The organism is Kluyvera intermedia (genome assembly GCF_034424175.1).
Classification (GTDB): domain Bacteria; phylum Pseudomonadota; class Gammaproteobacteria; order Enterobacterales; family Enterobacteriaceae; genus Kluyvera; species Kluyvera intermedia.
Genome location: NZ_CP139986.1, coordinates 617918 through 632964 on the forward strand (window position 1 = coordinate 617918; position 15047 = coordinate 632964).

A 15047-nucleotide genomic window follows, 5' to 3' on the forward strand; every position below is an offset into this window, starting at 1 on the left:
ACTGTAGCAGGAAGGAACAGTATGACTGATGTAACCGTAAAATCGCTGGCTGCAGAAATTCAGACCTCCGTGGACCGCCTGGTACAGCAATTTGCTGACGCAGGTATCCCGAAGGCTGCTGATGACTCTGTGTCCGCACAAGAGAAGCAAACCTTACTGGCGCATTTGAACCGTGAAAACGGCTCGACGCCGGATAAGTTGACTTTGCAGCGCAAAACGCGCAGTACTCTCAACATTCCAGGTACCGGTGGAAAAAGTAAATCGGTACAAATCGAAGTCCGCAAGACACGCACCTTTGTGAAACGCGATCCGCAAGAGGCTGAACGCCTGGCCGCGGAAGAGCAGGCGCAGCGTGAAGCGGAAGAGCAAGCCCGTCGTGAAGCAGAAGAAACTGCTAAACGCGAGGCGCAACAAAAAGCCGAACGTGAGGCCGCAGAACAAGCTAAACGTGAAGCCGCTGATAAAGCGAAACGTGAAGCTGCGGAAAAAGACAAAGTGAGCAATCAACAGACCGACGATATGACAAAAACCGCCCAGGCCGACAAAGCCCGCCGTGAAAATGAAGCCGCTGAGCTGAAGCGTAAATCTGAAGAAGAAGCGCGTCGTAAGCTCGAGGAAGAAGCCCGCCGCGTAGCGGAAGAGGCTCGCCGTATGGCTGAAGAAAATGAAAAAAATGGTGTGAATACCGCTGCTGAACCAACTGAAGATACCAGCGATTATCACGTTACCACTTCTCAGCATGCCCGCCAGGCTGAAGACGAAAACGACCGCGAAGTTGAAGGTGGCCGTACTAGCCGTACTCGCCCAGCGAAAGCTGCTCGTCCAGTCAAGAAAGGCAACAAACACGCCGAATCTAAAGCTGACCGCGAAGAAGCACGTGCTGCGGGTCGTGGTGGTAAAGGTGGCAAGCGCAAAGGTTCTTCCTTGCAGCAGGGCTTCCAGAAGCCCGTTCAGGCCGTTAACCGTGACGTCGTGATTGGCGAAACCATCACCGTTGGCGACTTAGCGAACAAGATGGCTGTTAAAGGTTCTCAGGTCATCAAAGCGATGATGAAGCTGGGCGCAATGGCGACCATCAACCAGGTCATCGATCAGGAAACCGCACAGCTGGTTGCCGAAGAGATGGGCCACAAAGTTACCCTGCGTCGTGAAAACGAGCTGGAAGAAGCGCTGATGAGTGACCGTGACACTGGCGCTGCGGCTGAACCGCGTGCACCAGTTGTGACCATCATGGGTCACGTTGACCACGGTAAAACCTCTCTGCTCGACTACATTCGTTCAACGAAAGTGGCCTCTGGCGAAGCGGGTGGCATTACCCAGCATATCGGTGCATACCACGTTGAAACTGACAACGGTATGATCACCTTCCTGGATACCCCAGGGCACGCCGCGTTTACCTCCATGCGTGCTCGTGGTGCGCAGGCAACGGATATCGTTGTTCTGGTTGTTGCAGCAGATGACGGCGTGATGCCGCAGACTATCGAAGCTATCCAGCATGCGAAAGCAGCGCAGGTACCGATGGTTGTTGCAGTGAACAAAATCGATAAGCCAGAAGCCGATATGGATCGCGTTAAAACCGAACTGTCTCAGTACGGCGTTATGCCGGAAGAGTGGGGCGGCGAATCACAGTTCATCCCAGTTTCTGCGAAAGCAGGTACCGGTATTGATGACCTGCTGAATGCTATCCTGCTGCAGGCTGAAGTTCTGGAGCTGAAAGCGATTCGTAAAGGTATGGCAAGCGGTGCGGTCATCGAATCCTTCCTCGACAAAGGTCGTGGCCCAGTGGCTACCGTCCTGGTGCGTGAAGGCACCCTGAATAAGGGCGATATCGTGCTGTGTGGCTTCGAATATGGCCGCGTTCGTGCAATGCGTAACGAACTGGGTCAGGAAGTCCTGGAAGCAGGTCCATCTATTCCAGTAGAAATCCTCGGTCTGTCCGGTGTTCCGGCTGCGGGTGACGAAGTTACTGTTGTACGTGACGAGAAAAAAGCCCGTGAAGTTGCACTGTATCGTCAGGGTAAATTCCGTGAAGTTAAGCTTGCTCGTCAGCAGAAATCTAAACTTGAGAACATGTTTGCTAACATGACTGAAGGCGAAGTTCACGAAGTGAACATCGTACTGAAAGCTGACGTTCAGGGTTCTGTAGAAGCTATCGCTGACTCCTTGCTGAAACTGTCGACTGACGAAGTGAAAGTAAGAATCATCGGTTCTGGCGTAGGTGGTATCACCGAAACTGACGCGACCCTGGCAGCAGCATCCAACGCCATCCTGGTTGGCTTCAACGTACGTGCCGATGCATCTGCGCGTAAAGTCATTGAATCCGAAAGCCTGGATCTGCGCTACTACTCCGTCATCTACCATCTGATTGACGAAGTGAAAGCGGCAATGAGCGGTATGCTGTCTCCAGAGCTGAAACAGCAGATTATCGGTCTGGCTGAAGTTCGTGACGTGTTCAAATCACCGAAATTTGGTGCAATCGCGGGCTGTATGGTTACCGAAGGTACCATCAAACGTCACAACCCAATCCGCGTTCTGCGCGACAACGTGGTTATCTATGAAGGCGAGCTGGAATCCCTGCGCCGCTTCAAAGATGACGTCAACGAAGTCCGTAACGGCATGGAATGTGGTATCGGCGTTAAGAACTACAACGATGTGCGTACTGGCGATATGATCGAAGTCTTCGAAATTATCGAAATCCAACGTACCATCGATTAATGACCGATCGTAGGCCGGGTTAGCGAAGCGCCACCCGGCAATTATTTCAAAAGGGGCTGATAGCCCCTTTTTTGTCTGGAGAATTTATTATGGCGAAAGAATTTGGTCGCCCACAGCGCGTGTCTCAGGAGATGCAGAAAGAAATTGCTATCATCCTGCAGCGCGAAATTAAAGACCCACGTCTGGGCATGATGACCACTGTTTCCGGTGTCGAAATGTCTCGCGACCTGGCGTATGCCAAAGTATTCGTGACCTTCCTGAACGACAAAGATGAAGCAGCCGTTAAAGCTGGCATCAAAGCGCTGCAGGAAGCTTCTGGCTTCATCCGTTCGCTGCTGGGTAAAGCCATGCGCCTGCGTATCGTGCCGGAACTGACCTTCTTCTACGACAACTCGTTGGTTGAAGGGATGCGCATGTCCAACCTGGTCAGCAACGTGGTAAAACATGACGATGAACGTCGTGTGAACCCGGACGACAGCAAGGAGGACTGATGAGTCGTCCTCGTCGTCGCGGCCGTGATATCCACGGCGTATTGTTGTTGGATAAACCGCTTGGCGCCTCTAGCAATGATGTGCTGCAGAAGGTTAAGCGTATTTTTAACGCTAACCGTGCCGGGCACACGGGTGCGCTGGATCCGCTGGCTACCGGCATGCTGCCGATTTGCCTCGGGGAAGCCACCAAGTTTTCCCAGTACCTGCTGGACTCCGACAAACGTTATCGGGTGGTTGCGCGCTTAGGGCAGCGTACCGATACTTCGGATGCCGAAGGGCAGATCGTGGAAGAGCGTCCGGTTAACGTCAGTGAGTCCCAACTGGCGGATGCGCTTGAAAGTTTCCGTGGTGACACCCAACAGGTGCCATCCATGTACTCTGCGCTGAAATACCAGGGGAAAAAGCTCTACGAATACGCACGTCAGGGAATTGAAGTTCCGCGTGAAGCGCGCCCGATTACCGTTTACGAGCTGCTGTTTATTCGCCACGAAGGTAACGAGGTTGAGCTGGAAATTCACTGCTCTAAAGGCACCTATATTCGTACCATCATTGACGATCTTGGTGAGAAGCTTGGTTGTGGCGCGCACGTGATTTTCCTGCGCCGCCTGGCAGTCAGCAAATACCCGGTTGAACGAATGGTGACGCTGGAGCATCTGCATGAGCTGGTTGAACAAGCTGAACAGCAGGGCATCCCGGCGGCGGAGCTGCTTGACCCATTATTGATGCCGATGGACAGTCCTGCGTCGGACTATCCGATAGTCAATATTCCCCTTACCTCGTCGGTTTACTTTAAAAACGGTAACCCCGTACGTACCACCGGTGCGCCGCTGGACGGGCTGGTTCGAGTCACTGAAGGCGATGAAGGGAAATTTCTTGGTATGGGTGAAATCGATGACGAAGGCCGCGTGGCACCACGTCGCCTGGTGGTCGAGTACACTGAGTAAGCCTGACTCTGTAGCTTGCGATAACAGAGCGCTGCGGGTAGAATATCGCGGCTTAACGTCTGCTTAATTGTTTAACAATTGGCGAGCGTTATATCGGGGGTCGCTGAATTAGAGATCGGCACCCTTTCTTTCTTTTAAATTTGGAGTTCAAAATGTCTCTAAGCGTTGAAGCTAAAGCAAAAATCGTTTCTGAGTTCGGTCGTGGCGAAAACGACAGTGGTTCTACCGAAGTTCAGGTTGCACTGCTGACTGCACAGATCAACCACCTGCAGGGTCACTTCTCTGAGCACAAAAAAGATCACCACAGCCGTCGTGGTCTGCTGCGCATGGTTTCTCAGCGTCGTAAACTGCTGGACTACCTGAAACGTAAAGATGTTGCACGCTACACCGCGCTGATCGAGCGTCTGGGTCTGCGTCGCTAACTCTAGCGAGTTTCAGAAAGAGGGGCCTTTATGGCCCCTTTTTTCCACCAGATGCACCAAGCTATGAGAATAATGTACCCGCAAAATCGCTGACCTGATGCCCTGGTAATCCCATCTTGTTTAGACAAAATTGGGCTGGAATTGCCAACACAGCAGTATTTTGAAAGATAACGGGTATAATGTATTGTTGTTGTACATATTCTTCGTTGCAGAGGTTCGCGCGGCTAATGAGAGGCTTTACCCAGACCGGGTTAGGGTTGTCATTAGTCGCGAGGATGCAAAGAAGATCGGTTTCATTGGCTGACACACCACAGGGTGTTCTGCCACACATTAAGAAAGGATAGAATTTTGCTTAATCCGATCGTTCGTAAGTTCCAGTACGGCCAACACACCGTCACGCTGGAAACCGGCATGATGGCGCGTCAGGCGACTGCAGCCGTTATGGTTAGCATGGATGACACCGCGGTATTCGTGACCGTTGTTGGTCAGAAAAAAACCAAGCCAGGCCAGGACTTTTTCCCGCTGACCGTTAACTATCAGGAGCGTACCTACGCTGCTGGCCGTATTCCAGGAAGCTTCTTCCGTCGTGAAGGCCGTCCAAGCGAAGGCGAAACCCTGATCGCGCGTCTGATTGACCGCCCGGTTCGTCCGCTGTTCCCGGAAGGTTTCATTAACGAAGTTCAGGTTATCGCAACCGTGGTTTCCGTTAACCCTCAGATCAACCCAGATATCGTGGCAATGATCGGTGCATCTGCTGCGCTGTCCCTGTCCGGCCTGCCGTTCAACGGCCCGATCGGCTCTGCACGCGTTGGTTATATCAATGACCAGTACGTACTGAACCCGACTCAGGATGAGCTGAAAGAAAGCAAACTGAACCTGGTTGTTGCCGGTACTGAAGCCGCCGTACTGATGGTTGAATCCGAAGCAGAACTGCTGAGCGAAGACCAGATGCTGGGTGCTGTCGTGTTTGGTCACGACCAGCAGCAGATTGTTATCAAAGAAATCAACGAGCTGGTAAAAGAAGCCGGCAAACCACGTTGGGATTGGCAGCCTGAAGCCGTCAACGAAGCGCTGAACGCGCGCGTTGCTGCGCTGGCTGAAGCGCGCTTGAGCGACGCTTACCGCATCACCGACAAACAAGAGCGTTATGCTCAGGTTGGCGTGATCAAATCTGAAACCATCGACGCACTGGTTGCAGAAGACGAAACCCTGGACGCTAACGAACTGGGTGAAATCCTGCACGCTATCGAGAAAAATGTTGTTCGTAGCCGCGTGCTGGCAGGCGAGCCACGTATCGATGGCCGTGAAAAAGACATGATCCGTGGTCTGGACGTTCGTACTGGCGTACTGCCACGTACTCACGGTTCTGCACTGTTCACCCGTGGCGAAACTCAGGCGCTGGTTACCGCGACCCTGGGCACCACCCGTGATGCACAGAACCTCGACGAGTTGATGGGCGAGCGTACTGACAACTTCCTGTTCCACTACAACTTCCCTCCGTACTGCGTAGGCGAAACTGGCATGGTAGGCTCTCCTAAGCGTCGTGAAATTGGTCACGGTCGTCTGGCGAAGCGCGGCGTGCTGGCAGTGATGCCGGATCTGGACAAATTCCCGTACACCGTACGTGTTGTGTCTGAAATCACCGAATCCAATGGTTCTTCTTCCATGGCTTCCGTGTGTGGTGCTTCTCTGGCGCTGATGGACGCAGGTGTGCCAATCAAAGCAGCCGTTGCCGGTATCGCGATGGGTCTGGTGAAAGAAGGCGACAACTACGTTGTTCTGTCTGACATCCTGGGCGACGAAGATCACCTGGGTGATATGGACTTCAAAGTTGCGGGTTCCCGCGACGGTATCTCTGCGCTGCAGATGGATATCAAAATTGAAGGCATCACCAAGGAGATCATGCAGGCTGCACTGAACCAGGCTAAAGGTGCGCGTCTGCACATCCTGGGTGTGATGGAACAGGCGATTAACGCGCCACGTGGCGATATCTCTCAGTTCGCTCCGCGTATCCACACGATCAAAATCAGCCCAGACAAGATCAAAGACGTTATCGGTAAAGGCGGTTCTGTTATCCGTGCTCTGACCGAAGAAACCGGCACCACCATCGAAATCGAAGATGATGGTACCGTGAAGATCGCAGCAACCGACGGTGAAAAAGCGAAATACGCGATTCGTCGTATCGAAGAGATCACCGCAGAAATCGAAGTGGGTCGTATCTACAACGGTAAAGTGACCCGTATCGTTGACTTTGGTGCATTCGTTGCCATCGGTGGTGGTAAAGAAGGTCTGGTACACATCTCTCAGATCGCTGACAAGCGCGTTGAGAAAGTGACCGATTATCTGCAGATGAACCAGGAAGTGCCGGTTAAAGTTCTGGAAGTTGACCGTCAGGGCCGCGTACGTCTGAGCATCAAAGAAGCAACTGAACAGTCTTCTACCGCACCGGTTGAACCGGCAGCGGAACAAGGCGAGTAAGGTTTGCCTTTTGCCCTCCGCGTTTGCGGAGGGCACATTTCGCTGGCAGGATGCCTTGTTTGCAGGCGGGGAACAGGACGTTCATCCATTTGTTGTCTTCGGGAGTGGGAAATGAAGCCTTTTTTGCGCTGGTGTTTCGTGGCGACAGCACTCACGCTGGCAGGATGCAGCAGTTCTGCCTGGCGTAAAAGTGAAGTCCTCGCGGTACCATTGCAACCGACTTTACAGCAGGAAGTGATCCTGGCACGCATGGAACAAATTCTTGCCAGTCGGGCTTTAACCGATGACGAACGCGCACAGCTTTTATATGAGCGCGGAGTGTTGTATGATAGTCTAGGTTTGAGAGCATTAGCGCGTAACGATTTTTCGCAAGCGTTGGCTATCAGACCTGATATGCCTGAAGTATTCAATTACTTAGGCATTTATTTAACGCAGGCAGGCAATTTTGATGCTGCCTATGAAGCGTTTGATTCTGTACTTGAGCTTGATCCAACTTACAATTATGCGCACTTGAACCGCGGCATCGCACTTTATTACGGTGGCCGTGCGAAATTAGCGCAAGATGATCTGCTAGCGTTTTATCAAGACGATCCCAATGATCCTTTCCGCAGCCTGTGGCTATATCTCGCTGAGCAGAAGCTCGATGAGAAGCAGGCCAAAGATGCGTTGAAGCAACGCTTCGACAAGTCGGATAAAGAGCAATGGGGATGGAACATTGTCGAGTTCTACCTGGGCAACATTGACGAAAAAACGTTAATGGAACGCCTGAAGGCGGACGCAACGGATAACACCTCGCTCGCTGAGCATCTCAGTGAAACCAACTTCTATTTAGGTAAGTACTACCTAAGTCTGGGGGACAAGGACAGCGCTACGGCACTGTTCAAACTGGCGGTTGCCAACAACGTACACAACTACGTTGAGCACCGATACGCATTGTTGGAATTAGCGCTCTTGGGCCAGGAGCAAGATGACCTGGCAGAATCGGACCAGCAATAGCTGACGTACACATCAGCCCATAATCACTTTTGATTGTCATCACCTTAACGGGTGAGGGCGTTGTTGTTCGTCAATACACCTACTTTGAGCCGGTTCACACTTTTAATGAAAATTACCGAAAATTTTCACGATGAGTTATGTAGACTGGCCGCCATTAATTTTGAGGCACACGTACTACATGGCTGAATTCGAAACCACTTTTGCAGATCTGGGGCTTAAGGCTCCTATCCTTGAAGCCCTTAACGATCTGGGTTACGAAAAACCATCTCCGATCCAGGCTGAGTGTATCCCACACCTGCTGGGCGGCCGCGATGTTCTGGGTATGGCCCAGACCGGTAGCGGTAAAACAGCAGCGTTCTCTTTACCGCTGCTGAACAACCTTGATCCTGAGCTGAAAGCACCACAGATTCTGGTGCTGGCACCGACCCGCGAACTAGCAGTTCAGGTTGGTGAGGCAATGACTGAGTTCTCTAAACATATGCGCGGCGTGAACGTGGTAGCCCTTTACGGCGGCCAGCGTTATGACGTGCAGTTACGCGCCCTGCGTCAAGGGCCACAGATTGTCGTCGGTACTCCAGGTCGTCTGCTGGACCACCTGAAGCGCGGTACTCTGGATCTCTCTAAACTGAGCGGTCTGGTACTGGACGAAGCTGACGAAATGCTGCGTATGGGCTTTATCGAAGACGTTGAAACCATCATGGCTCAGATCCCAGAAGGTCATCAGACCGCTCTGTTCTCTGCAACCATGCCGGAAGCAATCCGTCGTATTACCCGTCGCTTTATGAAAGATCCGCAGGAAGTGCGCATTCAGTCTAGCGTCACAACCCGCCCAGACATCAGCCAGAGCTTCTGGTCTGTCTATGGCATGCGTAAAAATGAAGCGCTGGTACGTTTCCTGGAAGCGGAAGACTTTGATGCGGCGATTATCTTCGTTCGTACCAAAAACGCGACTCTGGAAGTGGCTGAAGCACTGGAACGTAGCGGTTATAGCAGCGCTGCGCTGAACGGCGACATGAACCAGTCTCTGCGTGAGCAGACTCTGGAACGTCTGAAAGACGGTCGTCTGGACATCCTGATCGCAACTGACGTTGCAGCACGTGGTCTGGACGTTGAGCGTATTAGCCTTGTTGTTAACTACGACATCCCAATGGACTCCGAGTCTTATGTTCACCGTATTGGCCGTACCGGTCGTGCGGGTCGTGCTGGCCGTGCGCTGCTGTTCGTTGAGAACCGCGAGCGTCGTCTGCTGCGCAACATCGAACGCACCATGAAGCTGTCCATTCCAGAAGTAGAACTGCCTAACGCAGATCTGCTGGGCAAACGCCGTCTGGAAAAATTCGCCGCGAAAGTACAGCAGCAGCTGGAAAGCAGCGATCTGGATCAGTACCGTGCACTGCTGGCTCAAATCAAGCCAACCGCAGAAGGCGAAGAGCTGGATGTTGAAACGCTGGCCGCTGCACTGTTGAAAATGGCACAGGGCGAACGTTCCCTGATCGTTCCACCTGATGCGCCAATGCGTGCTAAGCGTGAATTCCGTGAGCGTGACGAGCGTTTCGAACGTCGTAACGATCGTAATGACCGTAACGATCGCGGCGATCGCAATGACCGTGGCCCACGTGGTGACCGTCCTGAGCGTAGCGGCGAAGACCGTCCAAAACGCGAACGTCGTGAAGTTGGCGATATGGAACTGTACCGTATTGAAGTCGGCCGTGATGATGGTGTTGAAGTTCGTCATATCGTTGGCGCGATCGCTAACGAAGGCGATATCAGCAGCCGTTACATCGGTAACATCAAGCTGTTCGGTACTCACTCTACTATCGAATTGCCAAAAGGTATGCCGGGCGAGATCCTGCAACACTTTACGCGTACTCGCATCCTGAACAAGCCGATGAACATGCAGCTGATGGGCGATGCTCAGCCGCGTCCTGGTGGTCGTGGTGCTGCGGGTGGCGAACGTCGTGAAGGCGGTCGTGCATTCGGTGGTGAACGTCGTGAAGGCGGTCGCGAAGGCGGTCGTGGTTTCGGCGGTGAGCGTCGTGAAGGCGGCCGTGGTGATGGTCGTCGTTTCAGCGGTGAACGTCGCGACGGTGGCAATGGTAACCGTGCGCCACGCCGTGATGATGCTGGTGCTGCACCGCGCCGTGACGACTCTACCGGTCGTCGTCGTTTCGGCGGTGACGCATAAGCCTCACAGCTTATTAGCGTAAAGTAATAATTACAGCCCCGATCTTGATGATTGGGGCTTTTTTTATTTCTTTTGTACTCATGTACTGGTACAGTGCGACACATTAAAATGCGGTAGCAAAATAATACACTGGAGATAAGGCTGTATGGCGACACTAACCACCACCCAAACGACACCTTCGCTGCTTGGCGGCGTGGTGATCATTGGCGGCACAATCATTGGTGCTGGGATGTTTTCCTTGCCGGTGGTGATGGCAGGTAGCTGGTTCTTCTGGTCAATGGCGGCGCTGGTGTTTACCTGGTTCTGCATGCTGCACTCAGGGCTGATGATTCTCGAAGCGAACCTGAATTACCGCATTGGTTCAAGCTTCGATACCATCACCAAAGATTTGCTGGGCAAAGGCTGGAACGTCGTGAACGGTATCTCCATCGCCTTTGTGCTCTATATTCTGACTTACGCCTACATTTCAGCGAGTGGCTCGATTCTGCACCATACTTTTGCCGAGATGTCACTGAACGTTCCGGCACGCGCCGCCGGTTTTAGCTTCGCGCTGCTGGTCGCGTTTGTGGTGTGGTTGAGCACCAAGGCAGTAAGCCGGATGACGGCTATCGTGCTGGGTGCCAAGGTCATCACCTTCTTCCTGACCTTCGGTAGCTTGATGGGCCACGTCACGCCAACCACGTTGTTTAACGTTGCCGAGAGTAACGCTTCTTACACCCCCTATCTGCTGATGACACTGCCGTTCTGTCTGGCCTCGTTTGGCTATCATGGTAACGTGCCGAGCCTGATGAAGTACTACGGCAAAGATCCGCGCACCATCGTGAAATGTCTGATCTACGGTACGCTGCTGGCGCTGGGGCTCTACACCGTATGGTTGCTCGCGACCATGGGTAATATCCCGCGTCCTGAGTTTATCGGTATTGCGCAGAAGGGCGGTAATATTGATGTGCTGGTACAGGCGTTAAGCGGCGTGCTGAACAGCCGCAGTCTGGATCTTCTGCTGGTGGTGTTCTCAAACTTTGCGGTAGCCAGTTCATTCCTTGGCGTAACGTTAGGGCTGTTTGACTACCTGGCCGATCTGTTCGGCTTTGATGACTCCGCGCTGGGCCGTTTCAAAACCGCACTGCTGACCTTCCTGCCGCCGATTATCGGTGGCCTGCTGTGGCCGAACGGTTTCCTGTATGCCATTGGCTACGCAGGGCTGGCGGCAACTATCTGGGCGGCTATCGTTCCGGCGTTGCTGGCGCGTAAATCCCGTAAGCGGTTTGGTAGCCCGAAATTCCGCGTCTGGGGTGGCAAGCCGATGATTGCGTTGATTCTGGTGTTTGGTGTCGGTAACGCACTGGTGCATGTGCTGTCGAGTTTTAATTTACTGCCGGTTTATCAGTAACGAGTCTTACCCCTCACCCCGGCCCTCTCCCCAAAGGGGCGAGGGGGAAAACCTGATTGGTGCTTGCGGTAAAAACTGCACCGAACAGTCCCCTCTCCCCAAAGGGGCGAGGGAGAAAACCTGATTGATGCTTGCGGTAAAAACTGCACCGAACAGTCCCCTCTCCCCAAAGGGGCGAGGGAGAAAACCTGATCGGTGCTGGCGGTAAAAACTGCACCGAACAGTCCCCTCGCCCCTTTGGGGAGAGGGTTAGGGTGAGGGGAACAAACCGCACTATCCCAACAATTCCTGCTTCACATCCATCGCCAAATCAAACGAATGCAAACGCGCCTGATGGTCAAAGATTTGTCCGTTAACCATAATCTCATCTGCCTGAGTTTCACGCAGAATCGACTCCAGCCCGTGACGCACCTTCGCTTTATCACCCACCAATGACATGCCGAGCGCCTGGTCAACGCCATACTTCTCAGACGGTGACCAGAACTTGCTCATATCCTCAATCGGTGGCGGCAGCTGCCCGGTTTCACCACGACGCAGCTTGGTAAACGCCTGCTGCATGGAGGTGAAGAGGAATTCCGCATCGCGATTGCTGTCGGCGACGATAATGTTGATACAGACCATCGCGTATGGTTTTTCCAGTCGCGCTGATGGTTTGAAGTGAGTGCGGTACAGATTCAGCGCCTGGAACAGCATGTCTGGGGCGAAATGTGAGGCAAAGGCAAATGGCAGGCCAAGCTGGGCCGCCAACTGCGCACCGTAAAGGCTTGAACCGAGCAGCCATACCGGGATTTTCTCACCGTAGCCCGGTACCGGACGCACCTGTGGGTTAGGATCGCGGGCATCAAACCAGTCCACCAGTTCTGTCACATCGCGCGGGAAGTTATCAATGTCGCCGCCCATATGACGGCGCAGCGCTCGCATAGTGGGCTGATCGCTGCCCGGAGCACGGCCAAGACCGAGATCGATACGCCCCGGATACAGCGTGTTAAGCGTGCCAAACTGTTCAGCAATCACCAGCGGCGAATGGTTCGGCAGCATGATCCCACCAGAACCTAAATGCAGCGTAGTGGTGTTCGCCGCCAGATAGCCAATCAACACCGAAGTGGCGGCGCTGGCGATGCCGGTCATATTGTGGTGTTCGGCCAACCAATAACGATGATAGCCACGCTTTTCAGCAAGCTTTGCGAGATCGAGTGAATGGGAGAAGGCTTCTCTGGCAGAGGAACCCTGTGGGATCGGTGCAAGGTCGAGCACCGAATACGCAACGGTTTTGTCAGTCATAAAGGCTCACTTTGTTACCTGCTAATCTTTCAATACTGCATTAAAGAATAGTGAATGTTGTTAACAAAGTGAGCTTTATAAGGTGGGTGACGAACATAAAATGCCTGAAGGCGCTACGCCTTATCAGGCCTACAAACGCATTGTAGCCCGGCCAAGCGCAGCGCCGCCGGGAATGCTTATGCCTGCAATTCCAGACCCGCCAACCGTTTCCAGTAGCCGTTACAGTCGCTATTTGCCGTCAGCGGCAACGGTGCATTGCCGTTTTCGTTAGCGCGGAAGGCATCGAGCATCGCAAACGTCTCATTGCCCATCGGCGACAGGCGCACCATATCGACCAGCCCGTGCATTGAGGTCAGCTCATTACCCAGGTTATAAACATAGCCGCTCATGGTCTGAATACCGTTCAGCACGAACACCTGTTGGTTCTCCTGCGATAACACGTTGCGCCCGGTGGGGTACTTGATGCAGCAGGTTTCGCACTCATCCTTTGGCTTATCTTCCGAGCGTGCGGTAAAGCAGCGAGCGGAGTAGGCCAGCGGCAGATGACCGTAGCTCAGCACCTCCACTTCAAACTTATCGCGGATGCCCAGTTCTTCGCACTGATTCAGCAGATTGACCAACCAGTCGCGTGACAGTTCAACCGGCATACACCAGCGCGTCATGCCCTGTTTTTGCAGTAGGCGCAGGGTCACCGCGTTATAGCAGTTAAGCGCATGACCGGCGACAAACGGCAGCTTACGGTCAGCGCACATGTTGACCACGCCGAGATCGCTGGCTTCCACCAGAAAATCACCGTTTTCAACATAGCGCTTCAATTCGCCCAGCTCTGATGAGGCCTGCACCAGTGCCAGAGTAGAAAGCACCACCTGCTTACCGCTACCGGCGAGGGATTTTGCCATATCCAGCCAATCCCCCACTTTCGTGGCGCGGCGCTTGCTGCATACCGCTTCGCCCAGATAAATCGTGTCGGCGCTGCTCGCCGCGGCCTGCTGATAAAAATCTTCCAGCGTCTCTTTTGACCAGTAGTAAAGCACCGGCCCTAATGAATATTTCATTGCTGTTCCTACTGCCATTTACGGTGATACGCGCCGAGGGTGGTCTGAGTGCCTTCGGACATTGAGCCAAGCGCCTCCATCCACGAAGCCTGCGGGACGAAGTTCTGCGGGTCAGCCATACAGCGATCAATCGCCTGACGCCAGACTTTAGCCACCTGGCTGACATACGCCGGACTACGCTGACGGCCTTCGATTTTGACCGACGCGATATTAGCGGCCAGCAGTTCCGGCAGTAACTCTAGCGTGTTGAGACTGGTGGGTTCTTCCAGCGCGTGATAGCGCTCGCCGTCGACCTTATAACGACCTTTGCACAGCGTCGGATAACCGGCGTTTTCGCCATCCTGGTAGCGGTCGATCAACACTTCGTTGAGGCGTGACTCCAGCCCCTGCGGCGTTTGCTGCCAGCGCACATAGCGCGCCGGAGAGCACGCGCCCACGGTATTCGGTGACTCACCGGTCAGGTAAGAAGAAAGATAGCAGCGGCCTTCCGCCATAATGCACAGGCTACCAAAGGCGAACACTTCCAGCGGCACTGGCGTCACACGCGCCAATTGCTTGACCTGATGAATAGACAGGACGCGTGGTAGCACCACGCGGGCGACGTCAAAGTTGCGATGATAGAAATTAATCGCCTCTTCGTTGGTCGCAGATGCCTGAACGGAGACATGGCGCTCAATATGCGGATAGCGCTCTGCGGCATACTCAAGCATAGCGATGTCGGCGAGGATCAGGGCATCGGCACCCAGCTGCGCGGCCATATCCACGGCGCGTTGCCAGCGAACGTAACCGTCCGGGTGCGCAAAGGTATTGATAGCGATATGCAGCTTGCGGTTATGCTGGTGTACGAAGTTCACCGCTTCCTGCAGCTTCTTCTCGGTGAAGTTAAGACCGGCGAAATGGCGGGCGTTGGTATCATCCTTCAGCCCGATATACACCGCATCGGCACCGTTTTCGATAGCCGCCTTCAGCGCCGGAAGGTTTCCGGCAGGGCAGAGCAACTCCATAATTCTTCCTGAGTTTGCGGCCCAGCAGGGGCGCATTATTGTTAATGAATGGAGATTTTAGTTAACCTATCGCTAATCATTTTTGA

Annotated in this window: 12 protein-coding genes; 9 read left to right on the plus strand and 3 right to left on the minus strand. The window is 53.6% G+C overall.

Annotated features, from left to right (window positions below; genetic code table 11):
• The first annotated feature begins 21 nt into the window (after nucleotides 1-21).
• The 9 genes from infB to mtr all read left to right on the plus strand — a co-directional run bounded on the left by infB (nucleotide 22) and on the right by mtr (nucleotide 11621).
• On the plus strand, nucleotides 22-2715 hold the full coding sequence (infB, locus tag U0026_RS02965; protein WP_062774199.1) for a translation initiation factor IF-2: 2694 nt from the start codon (nucleotides 22-24) through the stop codon (nucleotides 2713-2715).
• Between the two features lie 89 nt (nucleotides 2716-2804).
• Complete coding sequence (gene rbfA / locus U0026_RS02970; protein WP_062774200.1) at nucleotides 2805-3206, plus strand: 30S ribosome-binding factor RbfA; 402 nt, start codon at nucleotides 2805-2807, stop codon at nucleotides 3204-3206.
• Nucleotides 3206-4150 carry a tRNA pseudouridine(55) synthase TruB gene (gene truB, locus U0026_RS02975; RefSeq protein ID WP_062774202.1) on the plus strand — a complete coding sequence of 315 codons (945 nt, stop codon included), beginning with the start codon at nucleotides 3206-3208 and terminating at the stop codon, nucleotides 4148-4150. Before rbfA ends, truB begins: the two co-directional genes overlap by 1 nt.
• A 152-nt stretch (nucleotides 4151-4302) precedes the next feature.
• The gene (gene rpsO, locus U0026_RS02980) at nucleotides 4303-4572 is read left to right on the plus strand and encodes a 30S ribosomal protein S15 (RefSeq protein ID WP_062774204.1); all 270 of its coding nucleotides are present in this window, start codon (nucleotides 4303-4305) and stop codon (nucleotides 4570-4572) included.
• Nucleotides 4573-4920: 348 nt separating this feature from the next.
• Nucleotides 4921-7050, plus strand: coding sequence for a polyribonucleotide nucleotidyltransferase (gene pnp / locus U0026_RS02985; protein ID WP_062774205.1), 2130 nt, complete (start codon nucleotides 4921-4923; stop codon nucleotides 7048-7050).
• 111 nt (nucleotides 7051-7161) lie between these two features.
• Complete coding sequence (nlpI, locus tag U0026_RS02990; protein ID WP_062774206.1) at nucleotides 7162-8046, plus strand: lipoprotein NlpI; 885 nt, start codon at nucleotides 7162-7164, stop codon at nucleotides 8044-8046.
• A 105-nt stretch (nucleotides 8047-8151) separates the two neighbouring features.
• The gene (yrbN, locus tag U0026_RS02995) at nucleotides 8152-8232 is read left to right on the plus strand and encodes a protein YrbN (RefSeq protein ID WP_085954934.1); all 81 of its coding nucleotides are present in this window, start codon (nucleotides 8152-8154) and stop codon (nucleotides 8230-8232) included.
• Complete coding sequence (locus tag U0026_RS03000; RefSeq protein WP_062774208.1) at nucleotides 8225-10231, plus strand: DEAD/DEAH family ATP-dependent RNA helicase; 2007 nt, start codon at nucleotides 8225-8227, stop codon at nucleotides 10229-10231. The genes yrbN and U0026_RS03000 overlap by 8 nt, the downstream gene beginning before the upstream one ends.
• Before the next feature lie 145 nt (nucleotides 10232-10376).
• Entirely contained in the window at nucleotides 10377-11621 is a 1245-nt protein-coding gene (gene mtr / locus U0026_RS03005) for a tryptophan permease (RefSeq protein WP_062774209.1), read from the plus strand.
• A 273-nt stretch (nucleotides 11622-11894) separates the two neighbouring features.
• Here the strand turns inward: mtr and U0026_RS03010 are convergent, their stop codons facing one another.
• The 3 genes from U0026_RS03010 to ubiU form a co-directional block, all read right to left on the minus strand.
• Entirely contained in the window at nucleotides 11895-12902 is a 1008-nt protein-coding gene (locus tag U0026_RS03010; RefSeq protein ID WP_062774211.1) for a luciferase-like monooxygenase, read from the minus strand.
• Between the two features lie 176 nt (nucleotides 12903-13078).
• Nucleotides 13079-13957 carry a U32 family peptidase gene (locus tag U0026_RS03015; protein ID WP_062774213.1) on the minus strand — a complete coding sequence of 293 codons (879 nt, stop codon included), beginning with the start codon at nucleotides 13955-13957 and terminating at the stop codon, nucleotides 13079-13081.
• Between the two features lie 8 nt (nucleotides 13958-13965).
• Nucleotides 13966-14961, minus strand: coding sequence for a ubiquinone anaerobic biosynthesis protein UbiU (gene ubiU, locus U0026_RS03020; RefSeq protein WP_062774214.1), 996 nt, complete (start codon nucleotides 14959-14961; stop codon nucleotides 13966-13968).
• Nucleotides 14962-15047: the final 86 nt, after the last annotated feature.

Excerpts from the sequence above, each read along its gene's own strand:
- infB (WP_062774199.1), top strand. The coding sequence starts at position 22 with ATGACTGATGTAACCGTAAAATCGCTGGCTGCAGAAATTCAGACCTCC.
- rbfA (WP_062774200.1), top strand. The coding sequence starts at position 2,805 with ATGGCGAAAGAATTTGGTCGCCCACAGCGCGTGTCTCAGGAGATGCAG.
- truB (WP_062774202.1), top strand. The coding sequence starts at position 3,206 with ATGAGTCGTCCTCGTCGTCGCGGCCGTGATATCCACGGCGTATTGTTG.
- rpsO (WP_062774204.1), top strand. The coding sequence starts at position 4,303 with ATGTCTCTAAGCGTTGAAGCTAAAGCAAAAATCGTTTCTGAGTTCGGT.
- nlpI (WP_062774206.1), top strand. The coding sequence starts at position 7,162 with ATGAAGCCTTTTTTGCGCTGGTGTTTCGTGGCGACAGCACTCACGCTG.
- yrbN (WP_085954934.1), top strand. The coding sequence starts at position 8,152 with ATGAAAATTACCGAAAATTTTCACGATGAGTTATGTAGACTGGCCGCC.
- U0026_RS03000 (WP_062774208.1), top strand. The coding sequence starts at position 8,225 with ATGGCTGAATTCGAAACCACTTTTGCAGATCTGGGGCTTAAGGCTCCT.
- mtr (WP_062774209.1), top strand. The coding sequence starts at position 10,377 with ATGGCGACACTAACCACCACCCAAACGACACCTTCGCTGCTTGGCGGC.
- U0026_RS03010 (WP_062774211.1), bottom strand. The coding sequence starts at position 12,902 with ATGACTGACAAAACCGTTGCGTATTCGGTGCTCGACCTTGCACCGATC.
- U0026_RS03015 (WP_062774213.1), bottom strand. The coding sequence starts at position 13,957 with ATGAAATATTCATTAGGGCCGGTGCTTTACTACTGGTCAAAAGAGACG.
- ubiU (WP_062774214.1), bottom strand. The coding sequence starts at position 14,961 with ATGGAGTTGCTCTGCCCTGCCGGAAACCTTCCGGCGCTGAAGGCGGCT.